22 protein-coding genes are annotated in these 20952 nt (G+C 63.6%); 13 read left to right on the top strand and 9 right to left on the bottom strand.

What is annotated here, in order from left to right; translation table 11 throughout:
- Positions 1-66: 66 nt before the first annotated feature.
- The 4 genes from flgH to flgF are packed head-to-tail and all read right to left on the bottom strand — an operon-like array spanning position 67 to position 3319.
- Entirely contained in the window at positions 67-804 is a 738-nt protein-coding gene (gene flgH, locus ACX3OZ_RS02320; RefSeq protein ID WP_459103742.1) for a flagellar basal body L-ring protein FlgH, read from the bottom strand.
- Between the two features lie 21 nt (positions 805-825).
- Entirely contained in the window at positions 826-1767 is a 942-nt protein-coding gene (gene flgA / locus ACX3OZ_RS02315; protein WP_459103741.1) for a flagellar basal body P-ring formation chaperone FlgA, read from the bottom strand.
- Between the two features lie 13 nt (positions 1768-1780).
- Entirely contained in the window at positions 1781-2566 is a 786-nt protein-coding gene (flgG, locus tag ACX3OZ_RS02310; protein ID WP_459095045.1) for a flagellar basal-body rod protein FlgG, read from the bottom strand.
- A gap of 15 nt (positions 2567-2581) precedes the next feature.
- Positions 2582-3319 (bottom strand): flagellar basal-body rod protein FlgF, encoded by a 738-nt coding sequence (gene flgF, locus ACX3OZ_RS02305; RefSeq protein WP_459103834.1) that lies wholly within the window; start codon positions 3317-3319, stop codon positions 2582-2584.
- Positions 3320-3609: 290 nt separating this feature from the next.
- Between flgF and ACX3OZ_RS02300 the strand changes: the two genes are divergently transcribed.
- The 5 genes from ACX3OZ_RS02300 to ACX3OZ_RS02280 all read left to right on the top strand — a co-directional run bounded on the left by ACX3OZ_RS02300 (position 3610) and on the right by ACX3OZ_RS02280 (position 10223).
- On the top strand, positions 3610-4119 hold the full coding sequence (locus ACX3OZ_RS02300) for a flagellar basal body-associated FliL family protein (protein WP_459095046.1): 510 nt from the start codon (positions 3610-3612) through the stop codon (positions 4117-4119).
- Complete coding sequence (fliM, locus tag ACX3OZ_RS02295; protein WP_459095047.1) at positions 4119-5294, top strand: flagellar motor switch protein FliM; 1176 nt, start codon at positions 4119-4121, stop codon at positions 5292-5294. The genes ACX3OZ_RS02300 and fliM overlap by 1 nt, the downstream gene beginning before the upstream one ends.
- A complete protein-coding gene (locus tag ACX3OZ_RS02290) occupies positions 5294-5722 on the top strand; it encodes a DUF6468 domain-containing protein (protein ID WP_459095048.1) in 429 nt (142 codons plus the stop codon). The genes fliM and ACX3OZ_RS02290 overlap by 1 nt, the downstream gene beginning before the upstream one ends.
- On the top strand, positions 5719-6738 hold the full coding sequence (locus ACX3OZ_RS02285; RefSeq protein WP_459095049.1) for a MotE family protein: 1020 nt from the start codon (positions 5719-5721) through the stop codon (positions 6736-6738). The genes ACX3OZ_RS02290 and ACX3OZ_RS02285 overlap by 4 nt, the downstream gene beginning before the upstream one ends.
- 107 nt (positions 6739-6845) lie before the next feature.
- Positions 6846-10223 carry a tetratricopeptide repeat protein gene (locus tag ACX3OZ_RS02280; RefSeq protein ID WP_459095050.1) on the top strand — a complete coding sequence of 1126 codons (3378 nt, stop codon included), beginning with the start codon at positions 6846-6848 and terminating at the stop codon, positions 10221-10223.
- Here the strand turns inward: ACX3OZ_RS02280 and fliP are convergent.
- Entirely contained in the window at positions 10220-11014 is a 795-nt protein-coding gene (fliP, locus tag ACX3OZ_RS02275; RefSeq protein ID WP_459095051.1) for a flagellar type III secretion system pore protein FliP, read from the bottom strand. The genes ACX3OZ_RS02280 and fliP overlap by 4 nt on opposite strands.
- Positions 10980-11621, bottom strand: a complete 642-nt coding sequence (locus ACX3OZ_RS02270) for a hypothetical protein (RefSeq protein WP_459095052.1) — start codon at positions 11619-11621, stop codon at positions 10980-10982. Before ACX3OZ_RS02270 ends, fliP begins: the two co-directional genes overlap by 35 nt.
- Before the next feature lie 180 nt (positions 11622-11801).
- Between ACX3OZ_RS02270 and flgB the strand changes: the two genes are divergently transcribed.
- The 8 genes from flgB (at position 11802) to ACX3OZ_RS02230 (ending at position 18811) form a co-directional block, all read left to right on the top strand.
- Complete coding sequence (flgB, locus tag ACX3OZ_RS02265; protein ID WP_459095053.1) at positions 11802-12209, top strand: flagellar basal body rod protein FlgB; 408 nt, start codon at positions 11802-11804, stop codon at positions 12207-12209.
- Between the two features lie 12 nt (positions 12210-12221).
- Entirely contained in the window at positions 12222-12632 is a 411-nt protein-coding gene (flgC, locus tag ACX3OZ_RS02260) for a flagellar basal body rod protein FlgC (RefSeq protein ID WP_459103740.1), read from the top strand.
- Between the two features lie 23 nt (positions 12633-12655).
- A complete protein-coding gene (gene fliE, locus ACX3OZ_RS02255; protein WP_459103833.1) occupies positions 12656-12988 on the top strand; it encodes a flagellar hook-basal body complex protein FliE in 333 nt (110 codons plus the stop codon).
- Positions 12989-13165: 177 nt separating this feature from the next.
- On the top strand, positions 13166-13432 hold the full coding sequence (gene fliQ, locus ACX3OZ_RS02250) for a flagellar biosynthesis protein FliQ (protein WP_459095056.1): 267 nt from the start codon (positions 13166-13168) through the stop codon (positions 13430-13432).
- Between the two features lie 2 nt (positions 13433-13434).
- Positions 13435-14202, top strand: a complete 768-nt coding sequence (fliR, locus tag ACX3OZ_RS02245) for a flagellar biosynthetic protein FliR (protein WP_459095057.1) — start codon at positions 13435-13437, stop codon at positions 14200-14202.
- Positions 14203-14205: 3 nt separating this feature from the next.
- On the top strand, positions 14206-15288 hold the full coding sequence (gene flhB, locus ACX3OZ_RS02240) for a flagellar biosynthesis protein FlhB (protein ID WP_459095058.1): 1083 nt from the start codon (positions 14206-14208) through the stop codon (positions 15286-15288).
- Positions 15289-15851: 563 nt separating this feature from the next.
- The gene (gene cckA / locus ACX3OZ_RS02235; protein WP_459095059.1) at positions 15852-18419 is read left to right on the top strand and encodes a cell cycle histidine kinase CckA; all 2568 of its coding nucleotides are present in this window, start codon (positions 15852-15854) and stop codon (positions 18417-18419) included.
- Positions 18416-18811: a DUF2237 family protein gene (locus ACX3OZ_RS02230; protein WP_459095060.1), complete on the top strand. Its 396-nt coding sequence runs from the start codon at positions 18416-18418 to the stop codon at positions 18809-18811. The genes cckA and ACX3OZ_RS02230 overlap by 4 nt, the downstream gene beginning before the upstream one ends.
- A 199-nt stretch (positions 18812-19010) precedes the next feature.
- Here ACX3OZ_RS02230 and ACX3OZ_RS02225 read toward each other — a convergent pair whose 3' ends face one another.
- The 3 genes from ACX3OZ_RS02225 to ACX3OZ_RS02215 are packed head-to-tail and all read right to left on the bottom strand — an operon-like array spanning position 19011 to position 20941.
- The gene (locus ACX3OZ_RS02225) at positions 19011-19499 is read right to left on the bottom strand and encodes an SRPBCC family protein (RefSeq protein ID WP_459095061.1); all 489 of its coding nucleotides are present in this window, start codon (positions 19497-19499) and stop codon (positions 19011-19013) included.
- Between the two features lie 12 nt (positions 19500-19511).
- A complete protein-coding gene (locus ACX3OZ_RS02220; RefSeq protein WP_459095062.1) occupies positions 19512-19865 on the bottom strand; it encodes an ArsR/SmtB family transcription factor in 354 nt (117 codons plus the stop codon).
- Positions 19866-19924: 59 nt separating this feature from the next.
- Complete coding sequence (locus ACX3OZ_RS02215; protein WP_459103739.1) at positions 19925-20941, bottom strand: aldo/keto reductase; 1017 nt, start codon at positions 20939-20941, stop codon at positions 19925-19927.
- Positions 20942-20952 lie beyond the last annotated feature (11 nt).

Below are 20952 nucleotides of genomic sequence, written 5' to 3'. Positions count from 1 at the left end.
TTCTGGCCCTGTCGGGGAGCCCTGCCGCGCCATTGGGGGAATGCGCGGCAGAGAATGCGGGGATGGTTAGAAGGGGAGGATGGCGTCCAGAGCCTGCTGGCCGTAACGGGGCTGCTGCACATCGGTGATCTGGCCGCGACCGCCATAGGCGATGCGGGCTTCGGCGATCTTGGACGAGTGGATGGTGTTGTTGGCCTGGATATCGGAGGGGCGGACGATGCCGGCGACGATCAGGTCGCGGACTTCGAAATTCACCCGCACTTCCTGGCGGCCTTCGATCACCAGATTGCCGTTGGGCAGGATCTGGGTGACCACGGCGGCAACCGAGGTGGCCAGGCTTTCCGAGCGGTTGACCGAGCCATTGCCGCGATTGGACATGCCCGAGTCGAATTCGATGGCGGCCGAGGGGTCGATGCTGCCGGCGCTGACATCGTTGATGGCGGCGCCCAGGATGCCGCCCATGCCGGCAGAGTTGCTCGAGGAGCGCGTCGACTGGGTGGTGTTGGCGATCTTGGCGCTGTCATTGACCGTGACCATGACGGTCAGGATGTCGCCGATGCGGTGGGCGCGCTCATCCTTGAAGAAGCCACGGGCCGAGGTGCGATACAGGGAATTGGCCTGGTAAGTGTCGGCGATGGCCTCGGGCATCGGCATGTTCACCGGCTGGTAGCCGGCCATGGTGGTCGGGTTGGTGATGGCGGTCAGCGGCGGGGCGCTGCCGACCGAAGCCAGCCGATCCATGGTGTTGCAGCCGGCGAGAGCGGCGGTCAGCGTCAGGAGCGTGGCGATTTTGATGAGGTTCATGGGACTGGTTCCTGAAGACTGCTAGAGGCCCGCGAGGGCGAGCGGATCGGCGTTGACTTCGACGGCGCCGGCAGAGAGCACGGCGGCGCTGATGACGCGCTTGGACATGAGATTGAGCACCTGCACCCGGCCGCCAGCGGCGGCGCCGGTGATGGCCTGCCCCTTGACGGTCAGGGTCAGCGGGCCCTTGCGGAAATAGATGGTCACGAGGTCGTTCTTGGCCACCAGCAGCGGCACCGCCACATCGGAGGGCTTGAGCAGCATGCCGTCGCGGCTCTGGCGCAGCAGGGTCTTGCCGACAAGGTCTTCCACCCGGGCCACGCCGGTGCTTTCGACGAATTTCAGCGGCACGGGGCGCAGCTGGATATTGTCGGCGGTGAGCAGCGTGCCGGCGGGCAGGTTGGCGGTGATGTGGGGGACCGCGACCATCAGCTCGATGCTGCCCGACAGGTCGAGCGGCTGCGCCAGACCGGCGATGGCGAAGCGGGCGGTGAAGGCGCCGTTGCCGGGCAGGTAGCGCAAATTGATCAGGCTGGCCGGCTGGCCGACGGCTTCGGCGTAGATCGGCGCGACGCTGCCGCTGAACATGGTATCGACGGTCATGTCGCTGGTGATGATGCCGCGCGACGCCAGATCGGCGGCGATCAGGCTGGAGAGCACAGTCTCATCGACGACGGCAGCGGTGCGGCTGACGCGGACGCTGGCTAGGCCATTGGCGGAGAATTGCTCGATGCCGATACGGCCCAGGGCAGCGTCGATATCGACGAGGCTGACCAGACCACTGGTGCCCGGCTTGGGGGCGCGGAACAATGGCTGTTCGGCCGCGAGGCCAGCATCGTCGAACATGTCGCCGACGGTGACGACCGACGCGGAAACGACGATGTCGGCCTTGAGCACCGGGGCGGCGCAGGCGGCGCCGGCGAGCAGCAGGCTGGTCAAGGCGGCGAGAGTGAAACGCAGCATGGTCATCGCTCCCTTAGCGCAACTGGCTCGTCGCCTGCATCATCTCGTCGGCGCCGGAGATAACGCGAGCGTTCATCTCGTAGGCGCGCTGAGCGGCGATGAGGTCGGCGATTTCGGTGACGGAATTGACGTTGGCCATTTCCAGGTAATTCTGCAGCAAATTGCCGGTGCCGTCGGCCTGGGGCACGCCGACCTGGGCCGGGCCGCTGGCGGCGGTTTCGACAAACAGATTGTCGCCCAGCGCTTCCAGGCCCGACTTGTTGACGAAGCGGGCGAGCTGGAGCTGACCGAGCTGGGTGGGGATGGTTTCGTTGTCGAGATAGGCGCTGACGATACCGTCCTGCGAGATGGCGATCGAGGTGGCGGTGCCCGGCACGACGATGCCCGGTTCGATCGGATAGCCGGTCGAGGTGACGATCTCGCCCTCGGCCGAACGCTCGAACGAGCCGTCGCGGGTATAGGCGGTGCGGCCATCGGGCATCTGCACCATGAAGAAGCCTTCGCCACGAATGGCGACGTCGAGTTCGCGCTCGGTGATGTTGACCGAACCCTGGCTCATGACGCGCGGGGTGGAGACGGTGCGCACGCCCGAACCGATTTCCAGGCCCGCCGGCACCATGGTGCCCTGCTGGGAGGTCGGGGAGCCGGCGCGGGTGATCTGCTGATACAACAGGTCCTCGAACTCAGCGCGCTGGCGCTTGTAGCCCGTGGTCCGCATGTTGGCGATATTGTTGGAGATGACTTCGACGTTGCGTTCCTGGGCGCTCATGCCGGTCGATGCGATGTAAAGAGCTTTCATGGCAGGTCCTCAGGCTTAAGCGTTCGTGTCGCCGAGACGCTGGATGGCGTTGCGGCGCAACTCATCCTGCTTCTGGGCCAGGCTGGCGGCGGATTCATAGGCGCGGGTGACGCGGATCATCTCGGCCATTTCGCTCACGCCGGAGACGTTGGACTTCTCGATGAAGCCCTGCATGACGCGGGTATTGGTGGCAGCCACCGGGACGCCGCCGGAAAACAGATTGTTGCCTTCGCGGCTGAGGGCCTGCGGGTTGTCGAATTCGACGATGCGCAGGCGGCCCTTGATGCCGACGCTGGAGCTGACCGAGCCATCGGCGGCGATCAGGATATCGGTTTCCTCGGGGCCGAACTGGATCGGGCCACCTTCGCCGAGCACGGCATTACCGTTGAGGTCGACCAGCGTGCCATTGGCGCTGAGCTGGAAGGCGCCGGAGCGGGTGAAGCGTTCGCCGCCAGGAGTCTGCACGGCAAAGAAGCCGTCGCCATTGAGGCCGACATCGAATTCGCTGCCGGTCTGAACCATGGCGCCGCCGGACAGATCGTGGATGGTGGCCCAGTCCTGCACATAAGAGAGGGGCTGGTCGAGGCGGGGGAAATTCTGGTCGCGGGCGACCGGCATGACAAATTCTTCGAACAGAATCTGTTCGCCCTTGAAGCCGGTGGTGTTGATGTTGGCCATATTATTGGCCACCACATCCATCTGCCGCTGCAGCGCCATCTGCCGGCTGAGGCTGATCAGTTGCGCATTTTCGATCATTGCTGATCCCCGGAAAGTTAACGTCCCCGAGACCGCCGACTTCCCCAAGCCAACCGCCTCGCCCTTAACATTGCAGAAACCATGCCAGACCGGAATATTTAATAAAATCAGATAGATAGCTGTGCGTACTGGTTAAGCCTGCCGGATCAATGCTGCCGGATGCGGCAAAAGCTGCCCGGCAAATTTTGCCGCTTTGGGTCGGTTTGTAACCAATCGTTAACCATCGGGCGCTTAGCTGGGCGCAGTACCGGAATCGCCCGGGAAGCCTCAAATCTGGCAGGGTTGGCATGGCCGCTGAAGCAGAAGTCGACGAAAGCGCCCCAGCCAAAAAGGGGATTCCCAAGCTCTTCATCATCATTGGTGCCGCGGCGCTCGTGGTGCTGCTGGCCGGAGCAGGGCTGTATGTCTTTCTGAGTTCGTCCGCCGCGCCCACCGAAGAGGCTGCCCAGGCGGCGGCTGATGGCGGGCATGGCGCTGCGCCGGCTGCGGGCAATACCTTCATCTTCAACCTGCCGCCGATGATGGTGAATCTCAAAAATGACGGCGACGGCAGCGCGTTCATGAAGCTGCAGCTGGCGCTGGAAGTCGCCAATCAGGAGATGATGGTCGAAATCCAGCCGCGTATGGCCAAGGTGGTCGATGCGTTTCAGGTCTATCTGCGCGAGCTGCGCAAGTCGGACCTTGAAGGCTCGGCCGGGGTCTATCGCCTCAAGGAAGAGCTGCTGCGCCGCGTCAATGTCGCGATCTATCCCAGCCGCGTTGAATCCATCCTGTTCAAGGAAATCCTGGTGCAGTAATGACAGGCCCTACCGATCAGGACAAACTTGCTGACACTTGGGGGCTCGACGATGTCGCGGCCGCGCCATTGTCGGAAGACGAGATGACCGACGAGCAGAAGGCCGCTGCGGCCACTGCCGAATGGGCGGCCATGCTCGAAGGCACCGACGCCGATGGCGATGGCGGTGCCGACCGGGTGCTCAACCAGGACGAAATCGACAGCCTGCTGGGGTTTGACGCCAGCATCGGCAGCAATGTCGAGCTGACCGGCGTCCAGGCGCTGATCAATTCGGCGCTGGTGAGCTATGAACGCCTGCCGATGCTCGAAATCGTCTTCGACCGCCTGGTGCGGCTGGCGACGACGTCGTTGCGCAATTTCACCAGCGACAACGTCGAAGTCACCATGGATTCGATCTCCTCGGTGCGCTTTGGCGATTACCTCAATTCCATTCCGCTGCCCGCCATTCTCTCGGTCATCAAGGCCGAGGAATGGGAGAATTATGGCCTGCTGACGGTCGATTCCAGCCTGATCTATTCGATGATCGACGTGCTGCTGGGCGGGCGTCGGATCGGCGGCAATATCCGCGTCGAGGGCCGGCCTTACACCACCATCGAAATGGCGTTGGCCCGCAAGATGATCGAGATCATTCTTGAGGACACCCATCGCGCTTTTGAGCCGGTGACCAATGTCAATTTCAAGCTTGAGCGGATGGAGACCAATCCGCGTTTCGCCGCGATTTCCCGGCCCGGCAATGCCGCCATTCTGATCGAGCTGCGCATCGAGATGGATGATCGCGGCGGCAAGATCGAAATCCTGCTGCCCTACGCCACCATCGAGCCGATCCGCGAGCAATTGCTGCAGATGTTCATGGGCGAAAAATTCGGCCGTGACCCGATCTGGGAAGGCCATCTCGCCACCGAAATCTATGCCGCCGACGTCGAAATCGAAGCCGTGTTGCATGAGCAGAACCTGCCGCTGTCGCGCGTGTTGGCGATGAAGCCCGGCGACACGGTGATGTTCGAGCGTTCGCCCTCCGATCCGGTGCGCCTGCGTTGCGGCGATGTCGATCTTACCGAGGCCATTATGGGCCATATCGGAAATCATGTTTCGGTGCGGGTTTCCCGGCCGCTCAACCAGCCCAAGGTCACCATGGCGGCCTTTGAGGCGATCGACGAGAAACTGGAAGGACGATGATGTTCGGCTTGCCCCTAGGCCTGTTTGTGGAAGGCGCTGTCGCCATTCTGCTGGCGCTGACAATCGGCTATTGCGTCATCCTCAATGAGCGCCTCAAACGCCTGCATGCCGATAAGGACGTGATGCGCCAGATGGTGGCCGATCTGGTGGGCGCCACCAATCTCGCCAATCAGGCGATCAAGGAACTCAAGCAGACCGCCGTCGAGGCCGATCTGTCGCTGAATTCGCGGCTGGAAGAGGCCGAGCGTTTCGGCATCGAGCTGGCCCACCACGTCAATGCCGGCACGGTATTGATGGAGCGCATTGCCAAGATCACCAGCGTCGCCCGCCATAGCCAGACCATCGCGCCGGTCGAGCCGCCCAACAAGGTGCAATCGGCCCTCGAGACGCTGTCGGCCCGCGTTCGCAGCCGTGGAGCTGCCGCGTGACCAAAATTCGCCTGCTGCCGGTCGTCGTCATGGCCATCGCCGCGCTTCTGGTGCTCAAGACTCTGGGTCTGGTCACCAATGGCGGCTATGTGCTGACGGGTGTTGGCGTGGCGCAGGCGGCCGGGGCCAGCACTGACGCCGGGACGACCACCGAGGCCGATCTGACGGTGACCCCGGCGGGCGAGCCCACCATGGAAGACACCAGCCCGACGCTGGCCGATGACGCGCCAACGCTGGGCGCGCCGGCCGAGGCTGGGGAGATTGACGCGGCTTTGGGAGACCTGCCCGCCATCGCCGGGCCCGGGGCTGTGCCGCCGGCGGGGGCGATGAAGGCTTCAGGCGTTTATTGCCGCGAAGCCGATGCCACCCTGACCGAGACCGGCGAACTGATCCTCAAGCCGGTGGCCGGCGAGGATGCGGAGCATGCCGAGCCGGCCGTAGTGCCCGAGGGCAGCTTTGCCAACGCCATGGAAGCCGATTGCCTGCCATCGGGCGATGTGGTGCCGATGCAGCTCGCTGCCAATGGCGGCACCGAGCCGCTGAGCAACGCGTCCGGCACCACCGCGACCGAACAGCAGGTGCTGGAGCGGCTGGCCGCCCGCCGGACCGAATTGCAGCGCTATGAGCAGGATCTGGCACTGCGCTCGTCCATTGTCGATGCTGCCGAGAAGCGCATCGAGGAGCGGGCCGCCACGCTGGCCGCGCTGGAAGCGCAGATTTCGTCTTTGGTCGATCAGCGCACCGAGATGGAGGCGGGCCAGTTCGCCGGCATCGTGGCGATGTATGAAGCGATGAAGCCCAAGGACGCGGCCAAGATTTTCAACAATCTCGACATGGACGTGCTGCTGCGCGTGGCCAAGACCATAGCCCCGCGCAAGATGGCGCCGATCCTGGCGGCAATGGAGCCGGCCCGCGCCCAGGACCTGACGGTCAAGATGGCGGCGCTCGCCGACCGTCCCGCCACGGAGATGACCACGGATGATCTGGCGGCGCTGCCGCAGATCGTGGGTCAGTAAGGCTTTCCCCTTCGGAGTAAGGCGACGTTAAGCCGGGGACGCTAGGGTCGACGCGAGAGTATTGTGTAACCCTCGCGTTTTATGACCCCGGAGCCGAAGGCTTCGCCATGAGACGCGTCAGTGCGTCGGGCGGGCAGAAGCCGGTGAAGACCGCGATCAAGGCTGGTTTGCGGCGCGCGAAGCGGGTCGTGCTGATTGGTGTTGCCTTGGCAACGCTGGGTCTGGTCGTGCCGGCCATGGGCCAGCAGCAGGGCCAGCTCTTTGCCACCCAGGAAGACGGCTATGCTCGGCTGATCCTGAGTTTTCCCGGACGCGACAATCTTCCCAAATATACCATGCGGATCGAAAACGGCGTGCTGTCGCTGGAGTTCGAGGAGCAGGTGGCGGTCATCCTGCCCGATGTCGGCACCACCATGGCGCCGTATCTGTCGGTGGCGCGCATCGACCCCGATGGGAAGGGTCTGCGCATGGGTCTGCGCAAGGCATTCAGTTTCAACCGCATCGAGGCCGGCGAAAAGCTGTTCATCGATCTGCTGCCGAGTGATTGGCAGGGCATGCCGCCGGCGCTGCCGCAGGACATTATCGACGAGCTGGCCGAACGCGCCCGTGTCGCCGCCATTGCCGCCGAACGCCAGCGCAAGGCCGCCGATGTGATCGCGCTCGATCCAAAAGCCGATGTGCGGATCGGGCGCAACCCCACCTTTATCCGCGTGCAGTTCGACTGGACGGTGCCGACCGAGGCCAGTTTTAGCCAGAATGGCGAAACCAGCCAGATCGCCTTTGAATGGCCGGTCGGGGTGGATCTGCGCGATCTGGCGCTGGATCTGCCGCCCGAAGTCGCCGCGGTGGGCAGCACCATCACCGAGGATGGCGCGCTGGTCACGCTGAGCCTGGCCGAAGGGGTGACGCCGCGCTTTTATGAGAATTCGCCGCGCCAATTCGTGCTCGATATCGACATTGCCGGCATCGGCCTGCCCAGCTTCACCGCCGCCAGCCTGGTCGAGGCGCTGGCGGAGGAGCCCGTGCTCGCCAGCAGCGGGCCGGAAAGCGCCGTGGTCGACAAGCTGTTTCCCGGGAGCGCCGCCAAGCCGATCAAGCCCTTTGTCAGCGTGCTCGGCTCGACCGTGCGTGTGGTGTTCCCCTTCGAGCAGGATACGCCCGCCGCCGTGTTCCGCCGGGGCGACACCGTGTGGATGATGTTTGATACCGTGTCCGGCATTCTGCAGCCGGCCGATTCCCAGGAGCTGAATGCACTGGCCAGTGATTTTGCCGTGCTGGCTTCGGGCGATACGCAGGTGGTTCGGGTGGAGCTGTCGCAGGAGCGGCTGGCGACGCTGGGTTCGGAAGGCATGGCCTGGGTGCTCTCGCTCGGCGATATCATGCTGACGCCGACCGAGCCGATCAATCTGAGCCGTCGCCGCGACATGGAAGGCGATTTCGAGATCACGGCGGAAATCATGCGCCCGGCGCGCATCCATGATTTCCGCGACCCGGTGGTGGGTGACCTGCTCAAGGTGGTCACGGCCTATCCGCCGGCGCGTGGCGTGACCCGCTCGCTCGACTATGTCGATTTTTCGGCGTTGCGGAGCGTGCATGGTCTCGTGATCAAGCCGAAATCGCCGGATATCGACATCGCCATCGAAAACGAGCTGGCGGTGATTTCGCAGTCGGGCGGGCTGACGGTCTCGGCCATCGATACGCCACGCAGCATCGGCAGTGGCGTCACCGAAAGCCTGCGGGCCAGCTTTGTCGATCTGCGGGCGCTGGAAGAAAAGGACTATGGTGTCCTCACCAGCCATATCGGGGCGCTGCAGGTGGTGGCCGCCGAAGCCGAGGGGCGCGACCGCGATGTCGCCCGGCTCGAGCTGGCGCAATACTACGTCGCCAATGGCTTTGCCCATGAGGCGCTCGGCGTGCTGGATGTGCTCGAATCCGGCCTCAAGGCCGAGGAACTGACCCGCAAGCTGCGCCTTACCAGGGCGATTGCCGACACGCTGGCCTCACGCCCCGCCGACGCCCTGGGCATCCTCAATGGGACGCTGGGCCAGGAGGTCGATGCCCTGTTGTGGCGGACCATGGCGCGCGCCGATTTCCATGATTTCAAGGGCGCGCGCGCCGACGCGGTCGAGGCTAACAGCATCATCGAGAGCTACCCGCTCTGGGTGCGCAACAAATTCTCCTTTGCCGGTGCCCGTGCCGCCGTCGAGACCAATGACATGGCGCTGGCCGAGCGCTTCATCGACCAGATCGATTTCGCCACGCTCGATCCCGAGCAGGTGAGCCTCTATCATCTGCTCTCCGGGCGGATTGATGAGGGGCGCGAGCGGGTTGCCGAGGCGCTGGACACCTATGGGCAGGTGATCGCCGCCGATATCAGGCCTACCCGCGCCGAAGCCATTTTCCGCACGCTGCGCCTGCTCGACCAGCAGGGCACGCTCGATCTGGCCAAGGCCACCGGCACGCTCTCGGCCGAGGCGCTGTTGTGGCGCGGCAATCCGCTAGAAGCGGAGATGCAGGCGATGCTGGCCGATTTCTATTTCCGCCATGGCGATTATCGGCAGGGCTTTGAAACCGTGCAGCAGGCGGTGGCCAATTACCCGGAAAGCACGCCGGTCAATGCCCTGCGCGACGAAGCGCAGCGTATGTTCGGCGAATTGTTCCTCGATGGCGTCGCCGACTCGCTGGGGCCGGTCGATGCATTGGGCCTGTATTATGATTTCCGCCAGCTGACGCCGCCCGGCGCGCGCGGTGACGAGATGATCCGCAATCTGGCGCGCCGACTGGTGCGGGTGGATTTGCTGGCGCAGGCCGCCGAACTGCTCGAATATCAGCTCGACAACCGGCTGCGCGGTGTGGCCCGTACGCAGATCGCTGCCGATCTGGCCGTCATCTATCTGGCCGACCGCCGGCCGCATGAAGCGATGCGCGTGCTCAATGCCACGCGCCTGCCGGACCTGCCGGAATCGCTGCAGCGCCAGCGCAAAATTCTAGAAGCCCGCGCCATGATCGATGGCGGTCGCGATCAGCTGGCGCTCGACCTGCTGCGCGATATGGATGGCCGCGATACCGCGCTGCTGCGTATCGACGCGCATTGGAAGGCCAAGCGCTATGATCGTGCCGGCGAAATGCTGGAAGCGCTGTTTGCCGACCAGCCGGTCGGCACGCCACTGGCCCAGCCGGTGCGGCTCGGGCTGATCAAGGCGGCGGTTGGTTTCGCCCTGTCAGGCGACAATTTTGGCCTGTCGCGCCTGCGCGCCAAGTTTGGCGACGCCATGGTCGTCACTCCGGAATGGCCGATGTTCGATCTGGTGACCGGGCAGGTCGCCATCACCAGCCTCGAATTCAAGGCGGTGGCCAATCAGGTCGCGGGCGTCGACGGCATCAATGCCTTCCTCGCCTCGTATCGTGACAGCTATGGCGGGGAGGGCGCGCTGGCGCCGCTCAATGCCGCCGAGCCAAAGGCTCGTCTCGCGAGTACCGGCTAACCGCTGACGAAACTGCGCACCAGCGAGCCGGCGACCAGATACCAGCCATCGACCAGCACGAAAAAGATCAGCTTGAACGGCAGTGAAATCACCACTGGCGGCAGCATCATCATGCCCATGCTCATCAGCACCGAGGCGACCACCATGTCGATGACCACAAAGGGCAGGAACAGCAGGAAGCCGATCTCGAAGGCGCGGCGCAGCTCGGAAATCATGAAGGCCGGAATCAGCAGTTGCAGCGGCACCGCCTCGGGGGCGTCCGGCGCCGGGGCGTCGGTCAGGTCGTAGAACAGCGTCAGATCCTGCTCGCGCACATTGTTGCGCATGAATTCATGCAGCGGCGCGCTGCTCAGCTCGAAGGCCTCGGCGATTTCGATTTCGCCGGCCAGCAGTGGGGCGATGCCCTGGTCATAGGATTGCTGCAGCGTTGGCTGCATGACGAAGATGGTGAGAAACAGCGCGAGCGACACCATCACCGAGTTGGGCGGGGCGGTCTGCAGGCCGATGGCGGTGCGCAAGAGGGAGAGCACCACCACGATACGGGTGAAGCTGGTCACCATCACCAGGATGGATGGGGCCAGCGACAGCAGGGTGATCAGGCCGATGATCTGGACGGCGCGCTCGGTGAGCGTGGTGTCGTCACCGAAATCGATCGACACATCCTGCCCCAAGGCAAGGCTTGGAGTCAGCGCCAGCAGGGCCAGCGCAACGAGACCAGCATAGGGTGCCAGCCGCCGCAATCGCGACGGAGCCGCCTCAGTTCCGGTGAGCCTCGTTATTGTCTTCGACAAGGTCGGTGCCTTCTACGTCACGCCGCGCCTTGTCCTCTTTAGCTGAGTCGGCGGCTGGCATGACGGGAGGCGCAGAGTTTTCCGGGGATACTGGCATTTCCGTGTCGCTGACGGGGCGCAGCAGGCCGGTATGGCGCAGCGACAGGTGGGCGCGCTGGTTCAGCGGCTGACCGCGTTCACGCAATTGATCGACCACCGTGCCGGTCGGTTCGACGGGCGCAACAACGGTCGGCGCCGGGGCAGGGCTGGCCTTGACCGGCTTGCGCGTCGCCACCATCGGGATCGGGCGGCGGGTCGGCTGGGCTGCCGGGGCGTCTGCCACGGCAATGCCGGTTTCCACCACCAGATCCTGCGCGCCGCCGGTCAGAATGAGATGCTCCACATTGTCGCGCCGGATGATCAGCAATTGCCGCTTGGGATCGAGCGCCAGCGAATCCACCACCGCCAGCCGCCGGTTGCGGCCGCGCGTAACATTGCCGGAGGCCTTGGCCAGCAGCTTGAGCAGCCACAGCACCAGCACGATGGCGACGACGACGGCGCCAAGGGCAAAGACAGCAGTCAGGACAGTATTGCCCGAACCACCGAAGAGGCTGGTGATGAACGTCATATCGGCTCCAAATTCAGATTCGCCCGACTCCGGGCGGCATATCTTGCCTATCACATCTGGCGAATGTGCAGAATGCGAGGCTGAAACTGCCGTAACCCGCGTCGGTTAACGCTTGATTAACCATAGGTCGGCAAGAATTGCCCATCGCGCACTTATTAGAGACTCGCGGGGAGTTCGGCCATGGGCCTGATGAATATGCCGGTCTTTACCGCGCTTACCGACAAGATGCGCTGGCATCAGACCCGTCAAGGCCTGTTGGCCGAGAACGTGGCCAATGCCGAGACCCCCGGTTATCGCGGCCGCGATCTGGCGCGGTATGATTTTGCCAAGCAGGTCAGCGGCCTGTCCAGCGCCAGCGTCACCACTTCGGCGACCCAGCCGATGCATTTTTCGGTGTCGAGCAGCGAAGGCAGCGCCTTTGGCGCCCAGCGCATGGCCAATTTCGAAATCACCCCGGAAGGCAATGGCGTCACCCTCGAAGACGAGATGATGAAGGTCACCACCAATATGATGGATTATCAGGCCGCCACCACCCTCTACCAGAAGTCGATCAAGATCCTGAGAACCGCCATGGGCAAGCAGGGTTAGAGGTAGCGTCAGATGGATTTCAATTCTTCGCTTCGCATCGCCGCCACCGGGCTGCACGCCCAGACCGCCCGCATGCGCGTCATCGCCGAAAACCTGGCCAATGCCGATTCCACCGGCAAAGCCCCGGGGGACGAGCCCTATCGCCGGCGCATCCCGACCTTCGAGACCACCTTCGATGCCGAAGTGGGCGGCAAGATCGTCGAGGTCGGGCGGTTGGCCTATGACATGAGCGATTTTTCTTCGCGCTACGAGCCTGGCCACCCGGCCGCCGATCCGACCGGCTATGTGCAATATCCCAACGTCAATCCGCTGATTGAAGCGATGGACATGCGCGAGGCCCAGCGCACCTACGAAGCCAATCTCAACGTCGTCACCGTCACGCGGCAGATGCTCGGGCGCACGCTCGACATTTTGCGCGGCTGACCGGATAGGAGCTAGTCGTGGCTATCAACACCCCGTTCAATGCCGCCGCTGCTGCCTATGGCAATGCCAGCCGGCTGGTTACCCAGGCCGCCAAGCCGCAGACCGATCTGACCGCGCTCGCGGGCGGCGGCAGCGGGGGCAATAATTTCGCCGACATGCTGGCTCAGCAGGTGCAGGGCGTGGTCGACACCGGCCGCGCCAGTGACGCCATGGCCATCGACATGGTCAACGGCAAGGCCAATGTGGTCGACATGGTGACCGCCCTCAGCGAGACCGAAATGGCCATCGAATCCATGGTCACCGTCCGCGACCGGGTGATCTCCGCCTATGAAGAAATCATGCGGATGCCGATCTAAGGCGCTCCCCAACCACGGTGTCACCCCGGCCTTGAGCCGGGGCCCATCTCGAGATCTCAGGCTGGGTCCCGGCTCAAGGCCGGGATGACACCGAGTTTGGTCGGGCATACAGCCCTCTCGCAATCTCGTGGCCGGGAGTACAATCACCCCACGGCGATTCGGCCGGCAGGAAGCATCATGAGCGGCGCGGACGTTCTCGACATTGCCAGTGACGGCATCTGGACGTTGATCATCGTCGCGGCGCCGATGATGATTGTCGGGCTGGTGGTCGGCGTCGTCATCGCCTTGTTCCAGGCACTGACCCAGATTCAGGAACAGACCCTGGTCTTCGTCCCCAAGATCATCGCCATTTTCCTCACCATGCTGCTGACCCTGCCGTTTCTCGGCGCCACCATGGGCGGCTATATGAACCGCGTGGTCGACATGATCATCGTGGGCGGCTGACGGTGACGATCGGGCTCGACTGGCTGCCCAATACCGCCTTCGTCTATCTGCTGCTGTTCTCGCGCATCGGCGCCATCCTCATGCTGATGCCGGCGCTGGGCGAGAACATGATCCCGGTGCGGATGCGGCTCAGCTTCGCGCTGGCCTTTACCCTCGTGGTCTATCCGCTACTGAGCGACGCCATGCCGGTCATGCCGCAAGACATGATGGCCATTATCGGCCTGATCTTCCATGAATTGGCGATCGGCATCATTCTGGGGGCGATCGTCCGCATCACCGTGATGGCAACCCAGGTGGCCGGTGCGATCATTGCCTTTCAGGCCGGCTTGTCGGCCGCCATGACCGCCGACCCGACCCAGGCGGGGGTGCAGGGCGCGGTGTTCGGCAGCTTTCTTAGCTTTCTCGGCATGGTGCTGATCTTTGCCACTGATCTGCATCACGTGGCGCTGGCAGCGACCTATGACAGCTATATGGTGTTCCCGCTCGATGCCCCGCTGATGTTCGATGATGCGGCGCAATTGGCCATCCGCACCGTGGCCGGCGCCTTCAGCGTCGGCGTGCAGATGTCGGCGCCGTTCATCGTTTTCGGGCTGGTGTTCAATCTGGGCGCCGGCATTTTGGCCCGGCTGATGCCGGCGATGCAGGTGTATTTCGTGCTGATGCCGGCCAATATCATGATCGGGCTGACGCTGATGGCGCTGCTGCTGACCATGATGATGGGCTGGTATCTCACCTCGTTCGAGAACCATCTGGCGATGTGGAGGGGCTGAGCCATGTCAGACGAAGCCCCGGAACAAGCCAGTAAAACAGAAGACCCGTCCCAGAAAAAATTGGAGGACGCCCACAAGAAGGGCGATGTCGCCAAGAGCCAGGAGGTGACCACCTGGTTCATGCTGCTCGGCTCCGCGGTGATTTTCTCCATGATGGCACCGGCCACGGCGGCCAATCTGGCCGGCTCGCTCAAGCTGCTGCTCATGAATGCCGATCAGTATGAATTGGGCGGCGCGGGCTTCGGCGCCTTCTTCAACGGGCTGGCGCTGACGCTGGTCGGCACCATTCTGGTGCCGCTGGCGGTGCTGTCGACCTGCGCCATCCTGGCCAATCTGATCCAGCACCGGCCGCTGCTATCGGTCGAGCCGATCACGCCGAAGCTGTCCAAGATTTCGCCGTTGGCCGGCGCCAAGCGGCTGTTTTCCAGCGAGTCGCTGGTCAATTTCGGCAAGGGCCTGGCCAAGATCACCATTGTCGGCGTGGTGGTGGTGATGGTGGTGTGGCCCGAGCGCGACCGGCTCGACACCATGATGACGACCGATCCGATGGTGATCCTGATCAACTTCCAGGATATCGGCATCAAGATTTTCATCGCCGTGCTGGCCGTTGTCACCGCCATTGCCGCGGCCGATTTTCTCTATGTCCGCCAGAAATGGTGGAAGAAACAGATGATGACGGTTCAGGAAACCCGCGACGAATACAAGCAGATGGAAGGCGATCCCCATATCAAGGGCAAGCTGCGCCAGCTGCGTCAGGAGCGGGCGCGCCAGCGCATGATGTCGGCGGTGCCCGACGCCACGGTGGTCATCACCAACCCGACCCACTTTGCCGTGGCGCTGAAATACGACAAGGGCATGAAAGCCCCGCTCTGCGTGGCCAAGGGCGTCGACGCCGTGGCCTTGCGCATCCGCGCCGTGGCCGAGGAACACGATGTCACCATCGTCGAAAACCCGCCTTTGGCCCGGGCGCTGTTCGCCAGCGTCGACATCAATGACAGCATCCCCGGCGAGCATTTTCAGGCCGTCGCCGAAGTCATCGGCTTCGTCATGCGGTTGAAGCGCGGGGCAGGGTGGAAGTCGAGTTAGGCGGGGTCGGCCGCCACCCCCTCCCAACCTCCCCCATCAAGGGGGAGGTGCCGCCCGGTGCTTAGGCTAAGGCCGTGCCACATACGGGATCGATACCTCCCCTTGATGGGGGAGGATAGGAGGGGGTGGAGCCACAGGCGCGATCTAGTCGCCTCCAGACTTATCCATCTTATCCCCGCCCCTCATTCCTCCCGCATACTCCCCTCATCGCCCACGCCAGAGCGCGATCATGACGAGTGATGAGCGTGGAGACGGTCGGGGATGGGAGGTCGCTCCCACTACGCAGAGGAAACCGGCAGCTACGCCTGCAACATTGGCGTACCTGAACCAACCTGCGAAAATCCCGACATGGTGGCGAGGCGGCTGTCTCACTATCTAACTATCCATGGAGGCAATCGCCTCGCCATCATCGCTCGAAAACCGCACACAGGCGGCGCTTTGGCACGTCTGCTGCCATCCGTGTTGAAAAGCGTGTTCGCCCTCCCGCTGTGCCGGGTCATTTGCTAGACCTTGGTGTAGCGCCTGATTCGGCCCGACTCACCGGCTACGGAGCAATTAGACCCATGGCAACGACGCCGCTCGGCGAGGACAATTACCCCGACCCGCTCGTGGCCGCAGGGCGCGGCGGCGCCGGGCTGTGGCGCGTGGTCCTGCTTGGCCTGGTGCTGGTGGGCATTGCGGTCGCGGTTTCCTTCTTCAGCGACCATATTCCAGCCGACCTGATCATGACCTTTGTCGGCGTGCTGGCGGTGGTCGGCGTGTTCTGCCTGTTCGGGCTGGCGGCGGGCTTGTTCCGCTTCGCCAATGGCGAAGAGCGGCGCACCATTTCCAATGCCGTGGTCGATAGCCTGCCCTTTGGCGCGGTGGTGTCGGATCGCGATGGCAAGATTTCCTACGTCAATTCGCATTATGGCAGCTTTGCCGGCGCGGTGAGCAGCGGGTTGCCGGTCGGCGTGCCGCGGCTGTTTGCCGGCCAGGCCGATGCCAGTGAGGGCATTTACCGCCTGTCGCGCGCCGCCAAGGATGGCCGCGCGGCGGTGGAGGATATTCGCATTGTCGGCGGGCTGGGCGGCTCGCTGGCCGATAGCGCCAAGCCGTTCTGGTATCGCGTCGGCGTGCGCCCGCTGCCGGAATCCGATGAAACCACCAAGCCGCTGGTGATCTGGTCGGTGGAGGATATCACCCGCGACCGCGACAATAATGAAAGCGCCTTCCGCGACCTGCAGCGCGCCATCGATTATCTCGATCATTCGCCGGCTGGTTTCTTCTCGGCCGATGCGCAGGGGCAGATCCAGTATCTGAACTCCACCCTGACCGATTGGCTCGGCTATGACCTGGCCGAGTTCAATGCCGGCAATCTTAGCCTGTCCGAGCTGATCCGCGGCGATGGCGCGACGCTGCTGATGCGCGGGCGCAGCGACGGCGAAATCCGCACCGAGATCATCGATATCGATCTGGTGCGCCGCAATGGCACGACCTTCCCGGTGCGCCTGCTGCACCGCGCCGCCCGCCTCGCCGATGGCGAACTGGGCGAGACGCGCACGCTGGTGCTCGATAAATCCAATGCGCCCGACACCGAAGAAGAGCTGCGCGCCGCCGAAGTGCGCTTCTCGCGCTTCTTCAACGACACCCCCTTCGCCATCGCCACGCTGGATGCGGAAGGGCGCATCATCCGCACCAACGCCCCGTTTGGCCGTATCTTCAAATGGGCGGGCGAAGAGAAAAGCCTCGAATTGCAGCCGCTGAGCGAGCTGATCGGCGAAGGCAGCCGCGAGAAATTCGCTCGCGCCATTGCCGATGCCACCGGGCATCGCTCCGAAGTCGAGCCGGTCGATGCGCTGCTCAGCGCCGAGGGCGATTATGCCGTGCGGCTCTATCTGTCGGCCTCCGAAATGAGCGCTGGCTCGCCCGAGCAGGTCAATGTCTATGCCCTCGACATGACCGATCAGCGCAAGCTTGAGGCGCAGTTTGCCCAGAGCCAGAAAATGCAGGCCGTGGGCCAGCTGGCCGGCGGGGTGGCGCATGACTTCAACAATCTGCTGACGGCCATTATCGGCTTTTCCGACCTGCTGCTGCTCAAGCACAAGCCGGGCGATCCCTCGTTCAGCGAGCTGATGCAGATCAAGCAGAACGCCAATCGCGCTGCCGGCCTCACCCGCCAGCTGCTGGCCTTCTCGCGCCGCCAGACCCTGCGCCCGCAAGTGCTGGAACTGCCGCTGATCGTCGATGATTTGACCGTGCTGCTTAAGCGCATGATCGGCGAAAAGAACACGCTCAGCGTCGAGCATGGCCGCAATATCTGGCCGGTGCGCGCCGACGTGGTGCAGCTCGAACAGGTGATCATCAATCTGGTGGTCAACGCCCGCGACGCCATGGACAATGGCGGCTCCATCACCCTGCGCACCGCCAATGTCGAGCGCTCCGAGACCGAGCGGCTGAATTTTGACGGCATGGCCCCGGCCGATTATGTGCTGATCGAAGTGCAGGACACCGGCACCGGCATGAGCCAGGAGGTGATCCAGAAGATTTTCGAGCCGTTCTTCACCACCAAGGAATTGGGCAAGGGCACCGGCCTCGGCCTCTCCACGGTCTATGGCATCGTCAAGCAGACCGAGGGCTATATCTACCCGGTCTCGGTGGTGGGCGTCGGCACCACCTTCAAGATTTTCCTGCCGCGCCATGTGCAACTGGCCAGCGAAGTGCAGGCCAAGGCCGCTGCGGCCCCGGCCCGCGACCTCACCGGTCACGAACGGATCCTCTTGGTCGAAGACGAGGAAAGCGTGCGCGCCTTCTCGGCCCAGGCGCTGCGCGCCACCGGCTATGAGGTGTTCGAGGCCGATGGCGGCGAGGAAGCGCTCGAAGTGCTGGAAGAGCTCGACTACAAGATCGACCTGATGATCTCCGACGTGGTGATGCCGGAAATGGACGGCCCAACGCTGCTCAAGCATCTGCGCCAGACCATGCCCGATCTCAAGGTGATCTTCGTCTCCGGCTATGCCGAGGAAAGCGTCCGCCGCGACATCGAGGACGACCAGAGCGTCGAATTCCTGCCCAAGCCGTATTCGCTCGACCAGATCAACACCAAGGTCAAGGAAGTGCTGCAGATGGTCGGCAAGAGCGATCCCCAGTGAACGTCCATGGGCGCTTTGAGGGGCCGGGCGAGTTCAATGTGCTCGGCGAGCCGCTGCAGCCCTGTTCCAGCGACCCGCTGACCGGGTTTTTCCGCACCGGCTATTGCGCCGCCGGACCGGACGGTGCCGCCAATCATCTGGTCTGCATCGAGGCCAGCGCGGCGTTCCTGGCCTATTCCAAATCGGTCGGCAATGATCTGTCGACGCCGATGCCGCAATACGCCTTCTCCGGGCTGGTAGAGGGCAATCGCTGGTGCCTCGTGGCCCAGCGCTGGTTGCAGGCCCATATGGCCAGCCAGGCCCCGCGCGTCTTCCTCCGCGCCACCAATCAAGCCGTGCTCGGACTTATCCCCCTAGACCTGCTCAAGCCCTATGCTCTGGATTTGAACTAAGTCTCCTTCACCTCTCCCTCTGGGGGAGAGGTCGGCGCGCAGCGCCGGGTGAGGGGGCCTTGGTGCAGTGTGTGGGAACGTCGCCATCACCCATCCACGATGTCACCCCGGCCTTGGGCCGGGGCCCATCCTGAGATCTCGAGATGGATCCCGGCTCAAGGCCGGGATGACACCGCGTTTTAAATAGGTGCAGAAGTGCCTAGCCCACCAGTTCCGCCAACACCGCATCCAGCTTGGAATACCCAAACTCCATGCCCTCGGCCATCGGCGTCGCCAGCGCCCCGTCGCGCGCTGCCTTGCTCGAATAGGTGATGGTGTTGACCAGTTCCGTCCGCTCACCCTCCTCGGCGAGGGTCAGTGTCGATATCGTCTCGCCGCCGGTCCAGTCATCCTCGAACAGTTCGGCGCTGACCACGCGGGACACTGGCTCGATCTCGCGGACCACGCCGCTCATGGCCATCACATAGTCGCTGGGGGCTTTCCACTCGTAGCGATATTTGCCGCCGACTTTGGCCTCAAACTCGCACACCGTCATGATCCAGCCTTCGGCGCCATTGAGCCAGCGCCGTATCAACGCCGGCTGGGTATAGCAGGCAAACACCAGATGGCGGGGTGCATCAAACTGTCTGGTGATGACGATCTGCGTATCGCTTGGCGTGGTTACGGTCAGGGGTCCAGCAAAGCCCATCGCGTCGTCTCCTCAGTTATTATTGCCGGCCATGGCCTCAAGTTGCTTCAGCTCATCGAGCAAATTATCGAGGCTCTCGAACCGCGTCTCCCAGAATTTGCGATATTCGATCAGCCAGCCGGTCGCCTCGGCCAGTGGCGCGGCCTCCAGCTTGCAGGGACGACGCTGGGCGTCGCGGCTGCGCGAAATCAGCCCGGCATGCTCCAGCACCTTGAGATGCTTGGAAATCGCCGGCTGGCTCATGGCGAAGGGTTCGGCCAGTTCCATTACCGAAGCCTCGCCCTGCGCCAGCCGCGCCAGAATGGCCCGCCGCGTCGGATCGGCGAGCGCCTGGAAGGTGGCATCAAGATTGGCAGGCGTCGGCATGGCAATAACTTTCAGGTTTCACAACCGTCCGGTTATGGTAGGCGCGACCTAAGATATGGTCAAGCACTGCCGCCGGGGATCGGCGTGCCGGACGCCAGCAGGCCCTTGGCCGCCAGCGCGGTCCACAACTCGTTCGGCACCTTGACGTCCCACCACGCCAAAATGCCATCCAGCTCGGCCGGCGAGCGCGGCCCGGGCAGCACATTGCACACCGCCGGATGAGTCGGCGGGAATTGCAGCGCCGCGGCGGGCAGCGGCACACCAAACTCCTGGCAGACCGCGGTGATGGCTTTGACCTTGGCGACGATCTCGTCGGGGGCCTTGGCATAGTTGAAGGTATCGCCGCCCACCAGAATGCCCGAATTGAACGGCCCGCCGACCACCACCGAGGCGCCGCGTTGCAGGCAGGTGCTCATGAACGGCTCGAGCGAGGTCTGCTCCAGCAGCGTATAGCGACCGGCGAGCAGGAACACGTCCCAGTCGCCCAGCGCAAAGGCGTCCATCAGTACTTGCCATTCATTGACGCCCAGCCCGATGGCCTTGATCAGGCCACTGTCGCGCAATTCGCGCAGTGCCCGATAACCGCCATTGGCCAGTTGTGCCCAATGCGGCTTGTTGCCCTCGACGCCATGGGTGGCTTCGCCAATGTCATGCACATAGAGAATGTCGATGGCGTCGACGCCGAGCCGCTGCAGGCTGTCCTCGAAGGAGCGCATCACCCCGTCATAGGAATAGTCATAGACCTCCCGGAACGGCAGCGGATCGATCCATTCGTCGCGCGACCAGGCTGTGCCATGCACGGGCCGCAGCAAGCGGCCGACCTTGCTGGACAGCACCGCGCCAGCGCGTCTTTCGCGCAGCACGTCGCCAAATAAATGCTCGGAGCGGCCAAAGCCGTAATGGGGGGAGGTATCGAAATGATTTATCCCCGCATCCAGCGCGTGCGCTATCGTTGCACGGGCCTGATCGGCAGGAACGGAGGTATAGTTTCCGGCGAGCGACGCGCCGCCCAGCCCTAGCGTGGTCACCTCCAGATCGGTCTGACCGATCCGGCGTTTCTCGAAACAGCGCGCCATATTATCCCTCC

Source organism: Devosia sp. A369 (genome assembly GCF_054489345.1).
Note: the sequence above shows the minus strand (reverse complement) of the source record. Positions and strands in the feature narration are given on the sequence as shown.